The sequence below is a fragment of the Sphingomonas paeninsulae genome, assembly GCF_003660165.1.
Taxonomy (GTDB): domain Bacteria; phylum Pseudomonadota; class Alphaproteobacteria; order Sphingomonadales; family Sphingomonadaceae; genus Sphingomonas_O; species Sphingomonas_O paeninsulae.
Window position 1 is genome coordinate 1,579,313 of sequence record NZ_CP032829.1, and the last position, 14,363, is coordinate 1,593,675.

At 58.7% G+C, this 14,363-nt stretch carries 10 protein-coding genes; 7 read left to right on the plus strand and 3 right to left on the minus strand.

Features of this window, described 5'->3' with window-relative positions:
* Positions 1–188 precede the first annotated feature (188 nt).
* The gene (locus tag D3Y57_RS13270; RefSeq protein ID WP_121153377.1) at positions 189–3,227 is read left to right on the plus strand and encodes a TonB-dependent receptor domain-containing protein; all 3,039 of its coding nucleotides are present in this window, start codon (positions 189–191) and stop codon (positions 3,225–3,227) included.
* A gap of 294 nt (positions 3,228–3,521) precedes the next feature.
* Here the strand turns inward: D3Y57_RS13270 and D3Y57_RS13275 are convergent, their stop codons facing one another.
* A complete protein-coding gene (locus D3Y57_RS13275; protein ID WP_121155904.1) occupies positions 3,522–4,088 on the minus strand; it encodes a transposase in 567 nt (188 codons plus the stop codon).
* 37 nt (positions 4,089–4,125) lie between these two features.
* Between D3Y57_RS13275 and D3Y57_RS13280 the strand changes: the two genes are divergently transcribed.
* Positions 4,126–4,803, plus strand: a complete 678-nt coding sequence (locus D3Y57_RS13280) for a sulfotransferase family protein (RefSeq protein WP_162987113.1) — start codon at positions 4,126–4,128, stop codon at positions 4,801–4,803.
* A gap of 3 nt (positions 4,804–4,806) precedes the next feature.
* On the opposite strand, the gene clpB is transcribed toward D3Y57_RS13280, so the two are convergent.
* The gene (clpB, locus tag D3Y57_RS13285; RefSeq protein ID WP_121153379.1) at positions 4,807–7,380 is read right to left on the minus strand and encodes an ATP-dependent chaperone ClpB; all 2,574 of its coding nucleotides are present in this window, start codon (positions 7,378–7,380) and stop codon (positions 4,807–4,809) included.
* Between the two features lie 188 nt (positions 7,381–7,568).
* On the opposite strand from clpB, the gene D3Y57_RS13290 reads away from it, so the two are divergent.
* From D3Y57_RS13290 to pyk, 3 genes are all read left to right on the plus strand, one after another.
* Positions 7,569–10,397: a M16 family metallopeptidase gene (locus D3Y57_RS13290; protein WP_239025833.1), complete on the plus strand. Its 2,829-nt coding sequence runs from the start codon at positions 7,569–7,571 to the stop codon at positions 10,395–10,397.
* A gap of 23 nt (positions 10,398–10,420) precedes the next feature.
* Positions 10,421–10,723 (plus strand): hypothetical protein, encoded by a 303-nt coding sequence (locus D3Y57_RS13295; protein ID WP_121153381.1) that lies wholly within the window; start codon positions 10,421–10,423, stop codon positions 10,721–10,723.
* A gap of 118 nt (positions 10,724–10,841) precedes the next feature.
* Positions 10,842–12,299 carry a pyruvate kinase gene (gene pyk / locus D3Y57_RS13300; protein ID WP_121153382.1) on the plus strand — a complete coding sequence of 486 codons (1,458 nt, stop codon included), beginning with the start codon at positions 10,842–10,844 and terminating at the stop codon, positions 12,297–12,299.
* A 63-nt stretch (positions 12,300–12,362) separates the two neighbouring features.
* On the opposite strand, the gene ykgO is transcribed toward pyk, so the two are convergent.
* The gene (gene ykgO / locus D3Y57_RS13305) at positions 12,363–12,488 is read right to left on the minus strand and encodes a type B 50S ribosomal protein L36 (protein WP_004210176.1); all 126 of its coding nucleotides are present in this window, start codon (positions 12,486–12,488) and stop codon (positions 12,363–12,365) included.
* A 145-nt stretch (positions 12,489–12,633) separates the two neighbouring features.
* On the opposite strand from ykgO, the gene D3Y57_RS13310 reads away from it, so the two are divergent.
* Both D3Y57_RS13310 and D3Y57_RS13315 read left to right on the plus strand, forming a co-directional pair.
* Positions 12,634–13,218: a DUF4136 domain-containing protein gene (locus D3Y57_RS13310; protein WP_121153383.1), complete on the plus strand. Its 585-nt coding sequence runs from the start codon at positions 12,634–12,636 to the stop codon at positions 13,216–13,218.
* The gene (locus D3Y57_RS13315; protein WP_121153384.1) at positions 13,215–14,330 is read left to right on the plus strand and encodes a M14 family metallopeptidase; all 1,116 of its coding nucleotides are present in this window, start codon (positions 13,215–13,217) and stop codon (positions 14,328–14,330) included. Before D3Y57_RS13310 ends, D3Y57_RS13315 begins: the two co-directional genes overlap by 4 nt.
* The last annotated feature ends 33 nt before the right edge of the window (positions 14,331–14,363 follow it).

Here is a 14,363-nt window from a genome sequence, read left to right on the forward strand (position 1 = left end):
CGGATGGACACATCGTCTTGTGTAACAATGTGTTGCCGGGATGCAACATGGGTTCACAAAAGCAACCCTTTTGCCGCCGAAGCATTGCGTAATGAAACGTTCATAAACTACTTCTTCGTCATGAGCGCCGATGAGCAACATCATCGACGTATGAATTTCGGCAAAAATGCCGACCTAAGGGGAATATCATGAGCAGCAATCTATTCAGGACTCGCCTTCTCGCGACGTCGATGATCGCGGGCGTTGCCCTCATATCATCGCCTGTTTTTGCACAGACGACCACTAGCGTACCTGCGCCCTCTGAGCCTGCCGAGGCTAGTGCGCCTGATGATACCGGTGGCACCATCATCGTGACCGGTTCACGCCTTCAGCAGCCTAACCTCACGTCAGCTAGTCCGGTCACATTCGTAAATGCGGCCGATATCAAATTGCAGGGCGCTACTCGACTCGAGGATGTGCTCAACCAGCTGCCGCAAGTTTCACCGCAACAAGGTTCGGCAGTATCAAACGGGTCTGACGGCACAGCAACACTCAATTTGCGTAACCTAGGTGACCGCCGCACTCTCGTTCTAGTCAATGGTCGCCGCCTCAATCCCGGTGCGCCGTCTTCTGGGGCAGGCGGAAGCTCGGCGGCCGACATCAACGCGGTTCCCGCGATTCTGGTGAAGCGGATCGACGTACTGACCGGCGGCGCATCATCGGTTTACGGCTCTGACGCAATTGCCGGTGTTGTGAACTTCGTCCTCGACACCGACTACACTGGACTGAGTTTCGATACGAACTACGGCGTATATAATCACGACAACTCGTCGACTTATTTTCAGGGCTTGAATACCGCGGCGGGTTATCCGTCGCCAACGGGTCTCGAAACGAGCGGCGCGCAGTTCGATATATCCATGAAAATGGGCGTCGCCACATCGGACGATAAAGGCCATATCGTGGCTTACGCAGGATATCGTAAGATCAATGCACTTGATCAATCCTCGCGCGATTACAGTGCCTGTGGCTTGGCATCCGTTGCGAGCGGTGGATTCAGGTGCACAGGTTCATCCAACTCATTCCCTGCTAACTTCTCGCTTGGAAATAACGGCTTTTTCGGGGTGGGTCCGAACGGCACGGTAAATGACGGAAATCTGTACAATGCGAATCCGCTTAACTACTTTCAGCGCCCGGATAAGCGGTATGTGGCTGGGTTCTTAGGCCATTATGAAATTAGCGATGCGATAAAGCCTTACGTTGAATTCAGCTTCATGGATGACCGGACCACAGCTCAGATCGCACCATCTGGCCTCTTTCTTGGATCGGGCAGCGTCTCGACACTGAACTGCAACAACCCGTTGTTTTCCGCTGCCGAGGCTGCGCTAATTTGCGCACCTAACAATCTCGTTTCCAACCCCGATGGGTCGGCTGTAAACTACACCAACCCTGATGGTACTACCTATAACCGTGCAGTCGCAACTATCGGACGGCGCGATGTCGAAGGTGGCGGTCGCCAGGCTGACTATCGCCATACCAATTACCGCGTTGTCCTCGGCTCAAAGGGCGATCTTGCTCCAGGCATTTCATATGATGTCTATGGGCAGTTTGGTGCCACCACGATGGCGCTGAATTATAAGAACGAGTTTTCGCTGTCTCGCGCTACGAAGGCGACCGATGTCATAACGGATACACGACCTGGATCGGCAACTTTGGGCCAGCCGGTTTGCCGTTCGGTGGTCGATGGATCGGATCCGAATTGTATTCCTTTGAACATCTTCGCATCGGGCGCGCTTTCTCCGCAGTCGCTCGCCTATGTGTTGACCCCGGGTTTCCAGACCGGTGAAACCACAGAAAAGATTGTTAGTGGTAGCGTCAATTTTCTTGGTGGTAACTATGGCATCCAGTCACCTTTTGCAGATGACGGCATCGGCCTGAGCGTTGGCGCTGAATATCGGAAGGAATCTGTTCGAGTTGATGTCGATCAGGCTTTCGCATCCGGGGATTTGACGGGACAAGGTGGCCCGACGCAGAGCATAAATGGCAGCTTTTCTGTAAAAGAGGTTTTTGCCGAACTTCAGATTCCTGTCGTAAGCCACAAGCCGTTCTTCGACGAATTGACCCTCAACGGTGGCTTCCGTTATTCGGACTACACCACCTCGGGGTCGGTCACCTCTTACAAGGGTGAACTCGTCTGGGCACCGATCCATGACATTCGCTTCCGTGGTGGCTACAACCGTGCCGTTCGTGCACCTAACACTCAGGAATTGTTTGCGACTCAGGTCTTGGGTCTGGGTGGCTCGATTGATCCCTGCGCAAATGACCCGGATAGCGGCCATCCTGCAGATACAGCAGCGCAGTGTGCCCGAACGGGTGTGACTGCCGCACAATATGGAAACATCCGTGCGAACACGTCCGGCCAATATCAGGACATCGAGGGCGGCAATCTCAATCTTAAGCCCGAAAAAGCTGACACCTTTACGGCAGGCGTCATTCTACAGCCTACTTTCCTGCCTGGTTTCACGCTCTCGGTCGATGCATTCAGCATTAAGATAAAAGACGTTATCGGTGTGGTGGGTGCGGATACGATCGTCAACCAATGCGCTCTCAACGGCGATCCAGCACTTTGCTCGCTGGTTCACCGCGATGGTACGGGTTCGTTGTGGCTCACACCCAACGGCTACACTCTCAATACCAACGTGAATTCCGGTTCACTAAAGACACGCGGTATTGATGTCGCCGGGGCCTACACGCTTCGCACAGACAAGGTTGGTACTATTGGTCTGACGGTCAACGGTACTTACACCGACGAAGTGCGATCACAGAAGGCGGGTGCCGATTTCAATTGTATTGGTTTGTACGGTGGCCAGTGCGGCTTCCCGCAATCCAAGTGGCGGCATACAGCGCGTGTGACCTGGACTTTGCCAGTAGGTCTTGGACTTTCTGCTCGCTGGAGGTATTTCTCGAAGGTGCGTTACGAGGCGTCGTCCGACCAGCCTGATCTTGCTGGATCGTTCAATCCTGCAGATGAGAAGATCGGAGCCCAGAGCTACTTCGATCTGACAGCAACCGCGCGGGTTGCCGATCGTTTCTCGTTCCGGATCGGTGCCAATAACATTTTCGACAAGAGCCCTCCAATCCTCAGCCAGACAGCGGCGCCGATCTCATCTTTCGGTAACGGCAACACTTACCCAACAGTATATGATGCCAATGGCCGCTATATCTTTGTCGGTGTCACTCTCGACATGTAATCGATCCTGACCCAATTAAACGGCGGGTTCCCACGGAGCCCGCCGTTTTTTTATGTGTGATATGGTACTTGTTTGCTCATCGAGCACCCGGATAAGCAATTCGGAGGCCTGCAAAACTCGCTGACTCGTTGGCGGTGTAAAGTGATTTTAAGCAAGCTAGGCACCTCCATCAACCGCGTGATTTGAGGCGCTGGCAGTCGAAGTGCTCAGACGGAGCGATCCTATGATCGCTGAAGGCCTGATATTGGATTATTATCGGTCTATTTGGGCTCCGATTGCCAACTTCAGGCGCACTTATCCTGCTGCAGTCCGCCGTTCGTGGAAGATCAGGCGCTTCATGTTGTAAGCCAGATTGACGAGGGTGATCCTGGCCTCGGCACGCTTGATACCGATGGTGCGGATGAAGAGTGCCATATGCGCCTTTTCTTGCGCGAAGACATGTTCGACCGGTGCGCGTATTTTGGACTTGGTCCGGTTGGCAGCGCGCAACGCTTCTGAGCGGGGTTTGCCCTTCGGCTTCTTGCGACGGATGCGGCTCACCCGGCCCTTGGACTTGAGCCAGGCTTCGTTGCCCTTCGACCGGTAGGCGGTGTCGGCCCAGACGTCGGACGCGGTGTTGTCGGTCGTCACCACTTCCCTGAGCTGTGATCCATCATGGCGGGCGCCATGGGTGACCACTGATTTGCGGATGAAGCCGAAGCGCTGGTCGATGGCGATATGGTTCTTGTAGCCAAAACTCGGGATCGCGATGTCGATCTGCTGTTTGCCAGCCACTGCGGTGCGGGCTTTGGCAAACTTCACGGTCCAGCGTGCATCCACGTCCTTTTGCGCTGCCTTTGCGGGTTTGTTGGGCCAGCTCATCGGCTGTCTTGCCCACCTTGATAGCATCCTTCTCCTCTTGGGTGTTGCGCTGCTTGGGAGCGGCAACAAGCGTTGCGTCAACGATCTGTCCACCCATTGCAAGATGACCATTGGTGCGCAGCCGGTTGTCGAAGGCATCGAACAGCACTGTGATCGCTATTACAGCGAAGCCGCTCGGTACGTGGATCTGAAAGCTGGGTCGCTGCTCGTGGACAAGTTCCCAATGCACCTGACTAAAGTCCCTGTGATGCACAGGCTGTTCCCCCACGCGAATTTCATTCTTGCGTTGCGGCACCCCTATGACGTTGTTCTCAGCTGTTTTATCACCAGTTTCCGCCTGAACAACGCAATGACAAATTTCCTCGACCTGAAGACCGCCGCCGAAACCTATGACCTTGTCTTCAACTATTGGGAGCAATGCATAAGCGTCATTCCGACCAACGTTCACGTCTTTCGCTATGAAAGCATGATCGTCGATCGCGAGGCGGAATTGCGCTCCCTGTTCAAATATCTGGAACTCGATTGGGATGGGTCGGCCCTCGATCATACCAGAACAGCGGTCGATCGTGGGGTCATCTCGACGGCAAGCTATTCGCAGGTAACCGAACCAATTTATAGCCGCGCGACCGGGCGGTGGGAGCGTTATCGGGAACACATGACCGGTGTGCTCCCGATACTCGCGCCCTGGGCTGAGCGCTTCGGTTACGAAGCCTGACGTCTAGCCGAGCACCAGTCCCCCATCCCCCTCATCGACCTTAATCGTCGACCCGTCCGGCACATCACCGCGCAGGATCGCGTCGGCCAGCAAGTCTTGCAGATACTTCTGCACCGCCCGCTTTAACGGTCGTGCGCCATAGACCGGGTCATACCCCACGCGCCCGAGCCAAGCCCGTGCGGCATCGGTTAGTTCCAGCGTGACTTTGCGATCGGCAAGCAGCTTTTGAACACGCGACACCTGAATATCGACAATAGGCCCCATGTTCGCCTGACTGAGCCGGTGGAACAGGATGATCTCATCCAGCCGGTTCAAAAACTCGGGCCGGAAATGCCCGCGCACGATCTCCATGACCTGCGGCTCGACACTCGCAACCGTCTGATCGTCGGGCAGATTGGCGATATACTGACTGCCAAGGTTCGACGTCAGGATAATCAGCGTGTTGGTGAAATCCACCGTGCGCCCCTGACCATCGGTCAGCCGCCCATCGTCTAGTACCTGAAGCAGCACGTTGAACACGTCCGCGTGCGCCTTCTCCACCTCGTCGAACAGGATTACCTGATAAGGACGACGCCGCACGGCTTCGGTCAGGACGCCGCCTTCTTCGTAACCGACATAGCCCGGAGGCGCGCCGATCAGACGGGCGACCGAATGCTTTTCCATGAACTCGCTCATGTCGATGCGGACCATTGCCGACCCGTCATCGAACAGGAACTCGGCCAGCGCCTTGGTCAGCTCGGTTTTGCCGACGCCCGTTGGCCCCAGAAACAGGAAACTGCCGAGCGGACGGTTTGGGTCTTGTAACCCGGCCCGCGCGCGGCGGACGGCTGCGGACACGGCCTTGATCGCGTCCTCCTGCCCGATGACGCGCTTGCCGATGACCGATTCCATGGCGAGCAGTTTTTCGCGCTCACCCTCCAGCATTCGTTCTACGGGTATGCCGGTCCAGCGCGCGACGATGCCCGCTATGTCGTTGGCGGTCACTTCCTCGCGCAGCATCGCGCCCGCCGCCGCGCCTTCTGCTTCGGCAAGCTGCTTTTCCAACCCCGGAATCGTGCCATATTGCAGCTCTCCCGCGCGGCCCAGATCACCCGCCCGCTGCGCCTGCTCTAGCTGGATGCGTGCCGTATCCAAAGATTCCTTCACCTTGGCCTCGGCGTGAATCTTTTCCTTTTCGGCCTGCCAGCGCGTCGTCAATGCGGCTGACTGTTCCTCCAGATCGGCCTGGTCCTTGCGGATCGTGGTGAGCCGGTCCTTCGACGCCGCATCGGTTTCTTTCTCCAACGCCAGCGCCTCGATCTTCATCTGGATAATCCGCCGGTCGAGGTTTTCGATTTCTTCGGGCTTGGATTCGACTTCCATGCGCAGGCGCGACGCGGCCTCGTCCATCAGGTCGATGGCCTTGTCGGGTAAAAACCGGTCAGTGATGTAACGGTTGCTCAGCGTCGCGGCGGCAACGATTGCGCCGTCGGTGATGCGGACTCCATGGTGAAGCTCGTACTTCTCCTTCAATCCGCGCAGGATCGAAACCGTGTCCTCGACCGTCGGTTCGCCCACGAATACCGGCTGAAACCGCCGCTGAAGGGCAGGATCTTTCTCGACATGCTTGCGATACTCATCAAGCGTGGTCGCGCCGATGCAATGCAATTCGCCGCGCGCCAACGCTGGCTTCAACAGGTTCGACGCATCCATCGCCCCTTCGCCTTTGCCCGCGCCGATCAGCGTGTGCATCTCGTCGATGAACAGGATGATCTGCCCCTCGGCCCCGCGCACTTCATCAAGCACACCCTTCAGCCGTTCCTCGAACTCGCCACGGTATTTCGCACCCGCGATCAGGCTGCCCATGTCGAGGGCCATCAGATCGCGACCCTTGATGCCATCGGGAACGTCGCCGTTCGCGATGCGCAGCGCCAGCCCCTCCGCAATGGCGGTCTTGCCAACGCCGGGTTCACCGATCAGCACGGGGTTATTCTTGGTCCGCCGCGCAAGAATCTGGATCGTGCGGCGAATTTCCTCGTCGCGACCGATCACCGGGTCGAGCTTACCGTCGCGCGCCGCCTGCGTCAGGTTACGGGCAAATTTCTTCAGCGCATCGTATCGATCTTCGGACGAGGCCGTGTCAGCCGTGCGACCACCGCGCAGTTCGTTGATCGCGGTGTTCAGTGCATCGGGTTTCAACCCGGCAGCGGCCAGTGCCTTCCCAGCGGGTGTCGTCATCGCCAGTGTCAGCGCAAGCAACAGCCGCTCGACCGTGACATAAGAATCCCCTGCCTTTTTTGCGACCTGCTCCGCCCCATCGAGCAATCGAACCAAATCATTGTCCAGTCCCGGTGTCTGCTGAGCGCCACCCCCTGATACCGCGGCATGTTTCGCCAGCGCGGCATCGGTATCACGCATTGCAATCGCCGGATCGCCGCCTGCTTTGCGGATCAGTCCCGACGCCATCCCCTCGCTGTCCTCAAGCAATGCTTTCAGCAAATGCTCGGGTGCGATGCGCTGATGATTCATCCGGATGGCAACGGTTTGCGCCGACTGGAGAAAGCCTTTGGCGCGATCGGTAAAAAGTTCGAGGTTCATGGTTAGTCCCTGATTGCGATGCGCCCGATATGGTGTGTCTTATTTATCACACAAGGGGTGGTTGGTGACATCCTGCGCGCTGAAAGCCGACCTCGCAACCGACTGATATGAAGCGGGTCAATTGTTGCGCGACCGTCTCCCTCTGCTTAAACACCGCGACAAATTCGTTTGCTGTCAGGATGCGTCCCATGCCCCATCGCCGGTTGTTAATCGCGCTTCCTCTCCTGTTCGCAGGCCCCGCCTATGCGGCTCCCGAACCCGCGCAGGTTGCGGCGCTGGTCGCAAAAGTCGATATTCCGTATGAGGCTTTCACGCTGCCCAACGGCCTGCGCGTGCTGGTTCATACCGACCGTAAAGCACCCGTCGTCGCGCTGTCGGTCTGGTATCATGTCGGGTCGAAGGATGAGCCCGCAGGCAAGACTGGCTTCGCTCATCTGTTCGAACATCTGATGTTCAACGGTTCGGAAAATGCGCCCGAGGATTTCTTCACACCGCTGCAACAGATCGGCGGGACCGATTATAACGGCACGACATGGTTCGACCGCACGAATTATTTTGAAACCGTGCCGACCGGTGCTTTACAGACCGCGCTGTTTCTCGAAAGCGACCGCATGGGTCATCTGCTTGGTGGCATCGATCAGACCAAGCTCGATAACCAGCGCGGGGTCGTCCAGAACGAAAAGCGACAGGGCGACAACGAACCGTTCGGGCTGACCGAATATACGGTGCAGGCGACGTTGTTCCCCGTCGGCCATCCCTATCATCACACCACAATCGGTTCGATGGCCGACCTGAACGGTGCCAGCCTGACCGATGTGAAAAACTGGTTCCGGGCAAGGTACGGCCCGGACAATGCTGTGCTGGTTCTCGCTGGCGATATCGACGCCAAAACCGCGAAACCGCTGGTGACAAAATGGTTCGGCGATATCCCGCGCGGTCCGGCGATAACGCGGGTCGAGGCACCGGTTCCGACACTCGCTGCGCCAGTGACGAAAGTCCTGAAAGACCGTGTGCCCTATACGCGCGTCGAACGACGTTGGGCGGTTGAGGGCGTGAACGGTGCCGACACCACCGCGTTGGAAGTCGCTGCGTCGGTATTGGGAGGGCTGTCATCAAGCCGCCTCGACAATGCACTGGTGCGCGGCGACCAGAGCGCGATTAGCGTTTCGGCCAGTGTGGAGGCGTTCGAACAGGTCGGTATCTTCACGATATCGGCCAATGTTAAACCCGGCGCGGACCCCGTTGCAGTCGGCAAAAAGATTGATGCCATCGTCGCCGACTTCCTAAAGAACGGTCCCACTGCCGACGAGGTTCGCCGCGTCGCGACGCGATCGATCTCGGCCACGATCGGTGGTTATGAATCGGTCGGCGGCTTTGGGGGCAAAGCGGTCGCGCTCGCAGAGGGGCTGGTCTATTCGGACGATCCGCAGAAATATAAGAAAGACCTCGCCGAACTGGCCGCACAAACGCCTGCGACGGTCATGGCCGCATCGCGGAAATGGCTGTCGAGGCCGGTATTCAACCTGACCATCGAACCGGGACCGCGCGACACATCGCCTGCGGCGATGGCGTTGGCGGGCGACGATGCAACGGGTGCTGCTCCCGCTCCTGCCGTGACGACTGCCTCGGTTCCGCCGAAACCGACACGCACAGCACCGCCGGTTGGCGCGTTCCCGCCGCTGAAATTTCCGGCAATCGAACGCACAACGCTCGCCAACGGCATATCGGTCTATTTTGCCCGCCGCCCCGCGGTGCCGGTGGTCCGCGTGTCGGTCAGTTTCGATGCAGGGTCGTCGGCCGATCCCGCCGATACGCTGGGCCTGCAATCGCTGACCATGGCGCTGCTCGATGAGGGGACGAAGACAAAGACCTCTGTCCAGCTTGCCGAAGCGCAGGAGCGCCTCGGTGCGACGATTTCGAGCGGGGGCGGGATCGACCGCAGCAACGTGGGGCTTTACGCACTGACCCCGAACCTCGGTGCATCGCTTGATTTGTTGGCCGATATCGTTCGCAACCCTGCCTTCGACCCCAAGGAAGTCGAACGGCTGCGCGGTCAACAACTTGCGGCAATCTCTGCGCAACTCAGCCAGCCGAACGGCGTTGCCAGCTATGTCCTGCCGGGCAAACTCTATGGGGCCGCCTATCCCTACGGCCGTCCATTCAGCGGCTTGGGCGATGCAGCTTCGGTCGCTAAAATCTCACGCGATGCCATTGCCGGTTTCCATCATGACTGGCTCTACGCTGGCAATGCCGCGATTTTCGTGGTCGGCGACACCGATATGGCAACGCTGAAACCGCTCCTCGAATCGAGCTTCGGCAACTGGCCGACCGATCGCATGGCGCGCCCACGTAAAAGCTTTGCCGCACCGATCCCGGCAAATGCCGCAACGAAAATCTATCTCGTCGATCGACCCGGATCGCCACAGTCGGTCATCGCCGGCGGACAGGTGCTTGCTAACGAAGGAAAAGACGATGCGCTGATCGTGCTGCGTCAGGCAAATGACGTTCTGGGCGGCTCATTCCTGTCCCGCCTGAACACCGACCTGCGCGAAACGAAGGGTTGGTCCTATGGGGTCAGCGCCAGCATTCCCACGCTGGAGAATCGCGTACCTTATATGATCAACGCGCCGGTGCAGGCCGACCGCACCGGAGATTCGGTCGCCGCGCTGATTGCCGATATCAAAACGTTCCTGGGACCGAAGGGTACGACACCTGAGGAACTGGAGCGCACGGTCAACGGCAGTATTCGTGAACTGCCGGGTAATTTCGAAACGTCCGACGCCGTGCTCGGCGCAATGCAGCGGATCATCTATCTGGGCCGCCCGGATAATTTCTACGAGACTTTGGCGGACCGATATCGCGCGATGACCGCCGCAGACTTCGATAAGGCAGCGCGTGCTGCCATCGATCCGAACAAGCTCGTTTTCGTTGTCGTTGGTGATGCCGCAAAGGTGAAGCCGCAACTCGAAAAGCTGGGCTTGCCGCTTGAAACCGTTCAACTGCCGGTCGCGAAATAGCGTCGGTCCAAAAGGAGAAGATTATGTCGGATGTATCGGGAAAGTGGGATTGCGTAACGAAATCCCCGCTTGGTGAACTGAAAACGGTGCTGACCGTTGTTGTCGATGGCAACACGTTTACCGGTTCTAATTCGGGCGCTCAGGGTTCGATGGATATTACGGACGGAAAGGTTGACGGCAACACGCTGACCTGGACGATGGACATGAAGGTTCCGATGCCGATGGTGCTCGAATGCAACGCCACAATCGACGGCGAGACGCTGACGGGTGGCGTGAAAGCGGGGGCTTTCGGAACATCGCCGATGTCGGGAACCCGCGCTGCCTGATTGGCACGTAACAGTCTGATCGGGGTCAGTCGGAAAAAACGTCCGGCTGGCCCCCTCGATCTTTGACGGGTCGCATTTAGGGTCTATCCCAGGGGCGAACAGTCCAGGAGAGACCAGCTTGCTTCGCCAACTCGCGCCCCGCGCTCGCAAAGTCCGCATTCTCGCTACGCTCGGTCCCGCCAGCAACACTCCCGAAATGATTGAGCGCCTTGCCCGCGCCGGTGCGGACGCTTTCCGTGTCAACATGAGCCACGGCACCCACGCCGATCACGCGCCCGTTATCGCGGCCATTCGCGCGATGGAAAAAACGCTCGGACGCCCGACCACCATTCTCGCCGATCTTCAGGGGCCAAAGCTGCGCGTCGGGACGTTTGCGGGTGGAAAAGCGACACTGGCGACGGGAAGCAGCTTTCGGCTCGATCGCAGCACGAAACCGGGAGATTCGACGCGCGTATGCCTTCCGCATCGTGAAATATTCGACGCGCTGGAACTCGGTGCGCGCCTGTTGCTTGACGACGGCAAACTTGTTCTGCGTGTGACCGAAATGGCCGAAGACCATGTCATCACGCGCGTCGAGGTCGGCGGAATATTGTCCGATCGCAAGGGGTTGAATGTGCCGGATGTGGTCGTGCCAGTAACGGCAATGACCGAAAAGGACCGCCGTGATCTCGCATTTGCACTGGAACAGGGTGTAGACTGGATCGCACTGTCGTTCGTTCAGCGCCCCGAAGATCTTGCCGAAGCGCGCAAGCTGATCGGGGGTAAAGCGGCGCTGCTGGCAAAGATCGAAAAGCCAGCCGCACTCGAACGGCTTGAGGAAATCGTCGAACTGGCCGACGCTGTCATGGTCGCGCGCGGCGATCTCGGCGTTGAACTGCCACCCGAAGCCGTGCCGCCCGCCCAAAAGCGTATCGTCGAGATTGCCCGACGCATGGGACGGCCGGTGGTCGTTGCGACGCAAATGCTCGAATCGATGATCACGGCTCCTACGCCCACACGCGCCGAAGTCTCCGACGTCGGCAATGCGATTTATGACGGAGCCGATGCGGTGATGCTGTCCGCCGAATCGGCAGCGGGCGCATGGCCGGTCGAATCGGTCGCAATGATGGACCGGATCGCCATGTCGGTAGAGGCCGACCCCGGCTTTGCCGCACGGCTGCACTTCAATGAAATCAAGGCCGATGCGACGACCGCCGATGCCCTTGCCGACGCCGCGCGCGAAATCGCATCGACCGTCGGCGCGCGCACGATCATTTGTTTCACGGTATCGGGTTCGACGGCGCGGCGGGTGGCTCGTGAGCGCCCATCAGTGCCGTTGCTTGTCTTGACCCCAAAGCTTCAGACAGCGCGCCGCCTTGGGCTGCTATGGGGCGTTCATGCGGTCAGCACGCGTGAGATCGCCAGCTTCGAAGAGATGGTGGCAAAGGCAAAGCGCATGGCGCTGCGTCACGGACTCGCGATCGGTGGCGAACGCGTGATCGTACTCGCCGGTGTGCCCTTCGGAACGCCGGGATCAACCAATGTTCTTCACGTCGTGCGCCTGACCGGCGACGAACTGAAGGGACATCGGGACTAGATGGAGACTGGATTTAAGCCTGTCTCAACAACGATGCCGGCGTCGGTGACGCCGGCAGCAGGATCAGCCCTGACGGGCTTTGAACCGGCGATTCGTCTTGTTGATAACATACGTGCGCCCGCGACGGCGGATAACGCGGTTGTCGCGGTGACGGCCCTTGAGGGACTTCAGCGAGTTGCGGATCTTCATGTGCGGGTGACTTTTCGGTAAAAAATTGTCTGGAAAATTGGAGCGCCGCGCCTACGGCTGAGGCGTGGCGAAGTCAAGACGAATGCGCCATGATCTCGACTCGTTCGTTATCTACCTTGAATTACCCGACCTCAGGAGTTTGCCCATGCGTATCCGTTCGCTTGCACTCGTAACGGCCCTCGCTCTCGGTGGATGTGCCGCGAGTATTCCGCCTGTGCAGGTCACGCGCTTCCATTTGGACGGTGCGATTGCGCCGGGCACGATCGCGCTTTCTCCCGCAGTCGGCCTTGAGCGGGCGACCTATGAAGCGGCGGTAACGCGTGAATTGAACCGTCTCGGCTTTGCTACCGTCGAATCACCCAGTGCCCGGTATATCGTCGCTGTCGATTTCCAGCGTGAGGCCCGCGACACTCGCGATGCCGGACCGCGCCGCTCGCCGGTTTCGGTGGGTCTTGGCGGCGGAACCGGGGGTTATGGCAGCGGTGTGGGCGTAGGCGTTGGTCTCAGCTTTCCTATTGGTCGCAAGCGCAGCATCCAAAACGTATCGACGCGAATATCAGTCCGAATCACCGAACGGGCTAATGGAACGACCGTCTGGGAAGGCCGCGCCAATACAGAGGCGAGTTCGAACGCACCGGCATCGCAGCCGGGCCTTGCCGCCGACAAGCTGGCAGCAGCCTTGTTTAGCGACTTCCCCGGCGTGTCGGGCCGCACGGTGACCGTTCAGTGAGCATCAGCATCACGAGCGACTTCGACGGCGGCAATATCGAGGTTCTGAAGGCGAATGGCGCAAAGTTCGACCTCGCGATTCGTAGCGACAAGGATTCGGACTTTTACCAGTGGTTCTATTTCCGCGTCGCCGATGCCGCGGGAGCCGAACTGGAGCTGCGAATCACCAACTGTGGCGGTTCGGCTTATCCGCTCGGGTGGAACGACTATAGCGCTCGGGTCAGTGAGGATGGCAAAGACTGGACCTGCGCCGACACGGCCTATGCCGATGGAGTGCTGACAATCCGGCACACCCCGACAGAGGGCTGCGTCTGGTTCGCTTATTTTGCGCCCTATTCCAACGAACAGCATCATTCGCTGATCGCGCGAATCGCCGCGCACGATCATGTTGAACACCGTGTCCTTGCCCAGACGCTCGATGGCCGCCCAATCGACTTGCTGACGCTCGGCGGGGGTAATCTCCAGGTCTGGCTCTATGCGCGCCAGCATCCCGGCGAAACGATGGCCGAATGGTGGATGGAGGGGGCGCTGGACCTGCTCGTATCGGACGACCCCGTCGCGCAAAAGCTTTTGGCTGCGGCTACTTTTTACGTCGTGCCGAACATGAATCCCGATGGCAGCGCACGCGGTCATTTGCGCACCAATAGCGTTGGCGTGAACCTCAATCGCGAATGGCACGCGCCGAGTCTCGATCGCAGCCCTGAGGTTTGGCACGTCCGCGCGATCATGGATGAAACCGGCGTCGATTTTGCAATGGATGTTCATGGGGACGAGGCTATTCCCCATGTTTTCGTGGCCGGGTTCGATGGTATCCCCTCATGGACTCAGCGTCAGGGCGATCTCTACACACGGTTTGCCAACGAGCTTGCGGCCCGCACCGTCGATTTCCAGACACAGCATGGCTATCCGACAGCAGGTGCGGGGAAAGCCAATCTTTCCATGTCCACCAACCAGCTCGCCGAACGCTTCGGTGCCGTCAGCATGACGCTGGAAATGCCGTTCAAGGACAATGACGACGCGCCCGATCCGCGACATGGCTGGTCGCCGGAGCGGTCGCGTCAGATGGGGCGCGATTGCCTCGCCGTGCTGGCAGGGATGATCGACGACCTGTGACCTCTGACCAGTGCCTGTGACCTCTGACCAGTG

Excerpts from the sequence above, each read along its gene's own strand:
- D3Y57_RS13295 (WP_121153381.1), top strand. The coding sequence starts at position 10,421 with ATGTCGGATGTATCGGGAAAGTGGGATTGCGTAACGAAATCCCCGCTT.
- clpB (WP_121153379.1), bottom strand. The coding sequence starts at position 7,380 with ATGAACCTCGAACTTTTTACCGATCGCGCCAAAGGCTTTCTCCAGTCG.
- ykgO (WP_004210176.1), bottom strand. The coding sequence starts at position 12,488 with ATGAAGATCCGCAACTCGCTGAAGTCCCTCAAGGGCCGTCACCGCGAC.
- D3Y57_RS13270 (WP_121153377.1), top strand. The coding sequence starts at position 189 with ATGAGCAGCAATCTATTCAGGACTCGCCTTCTCGCGACGTCGATGATC.
- D3Y57_RS13290 (WP_239025833.1), top strand. The coding sequence starts at position 7,569 with ATGCCCCATCGCCGGTTGTTAATCGCGCTTCCTCTCCTGTTCGCAGGC.
- D3Y57_RS13310 (WP_121153383.1), top strand. The coding sequence starts at position 12,634 with ATGCGTATCCGTTCGCTTGCACTCGTAACGGCCCTCGCTCTCGGTGGA.
- D3Y57_RS13275 (WP_121155904.1), bottom strand. The coding sequence starts at position 4,088 with ATGAGCTGGCCCAACAAACCCGCAAAGGCAGCGCAAAAGGACGTGGAT.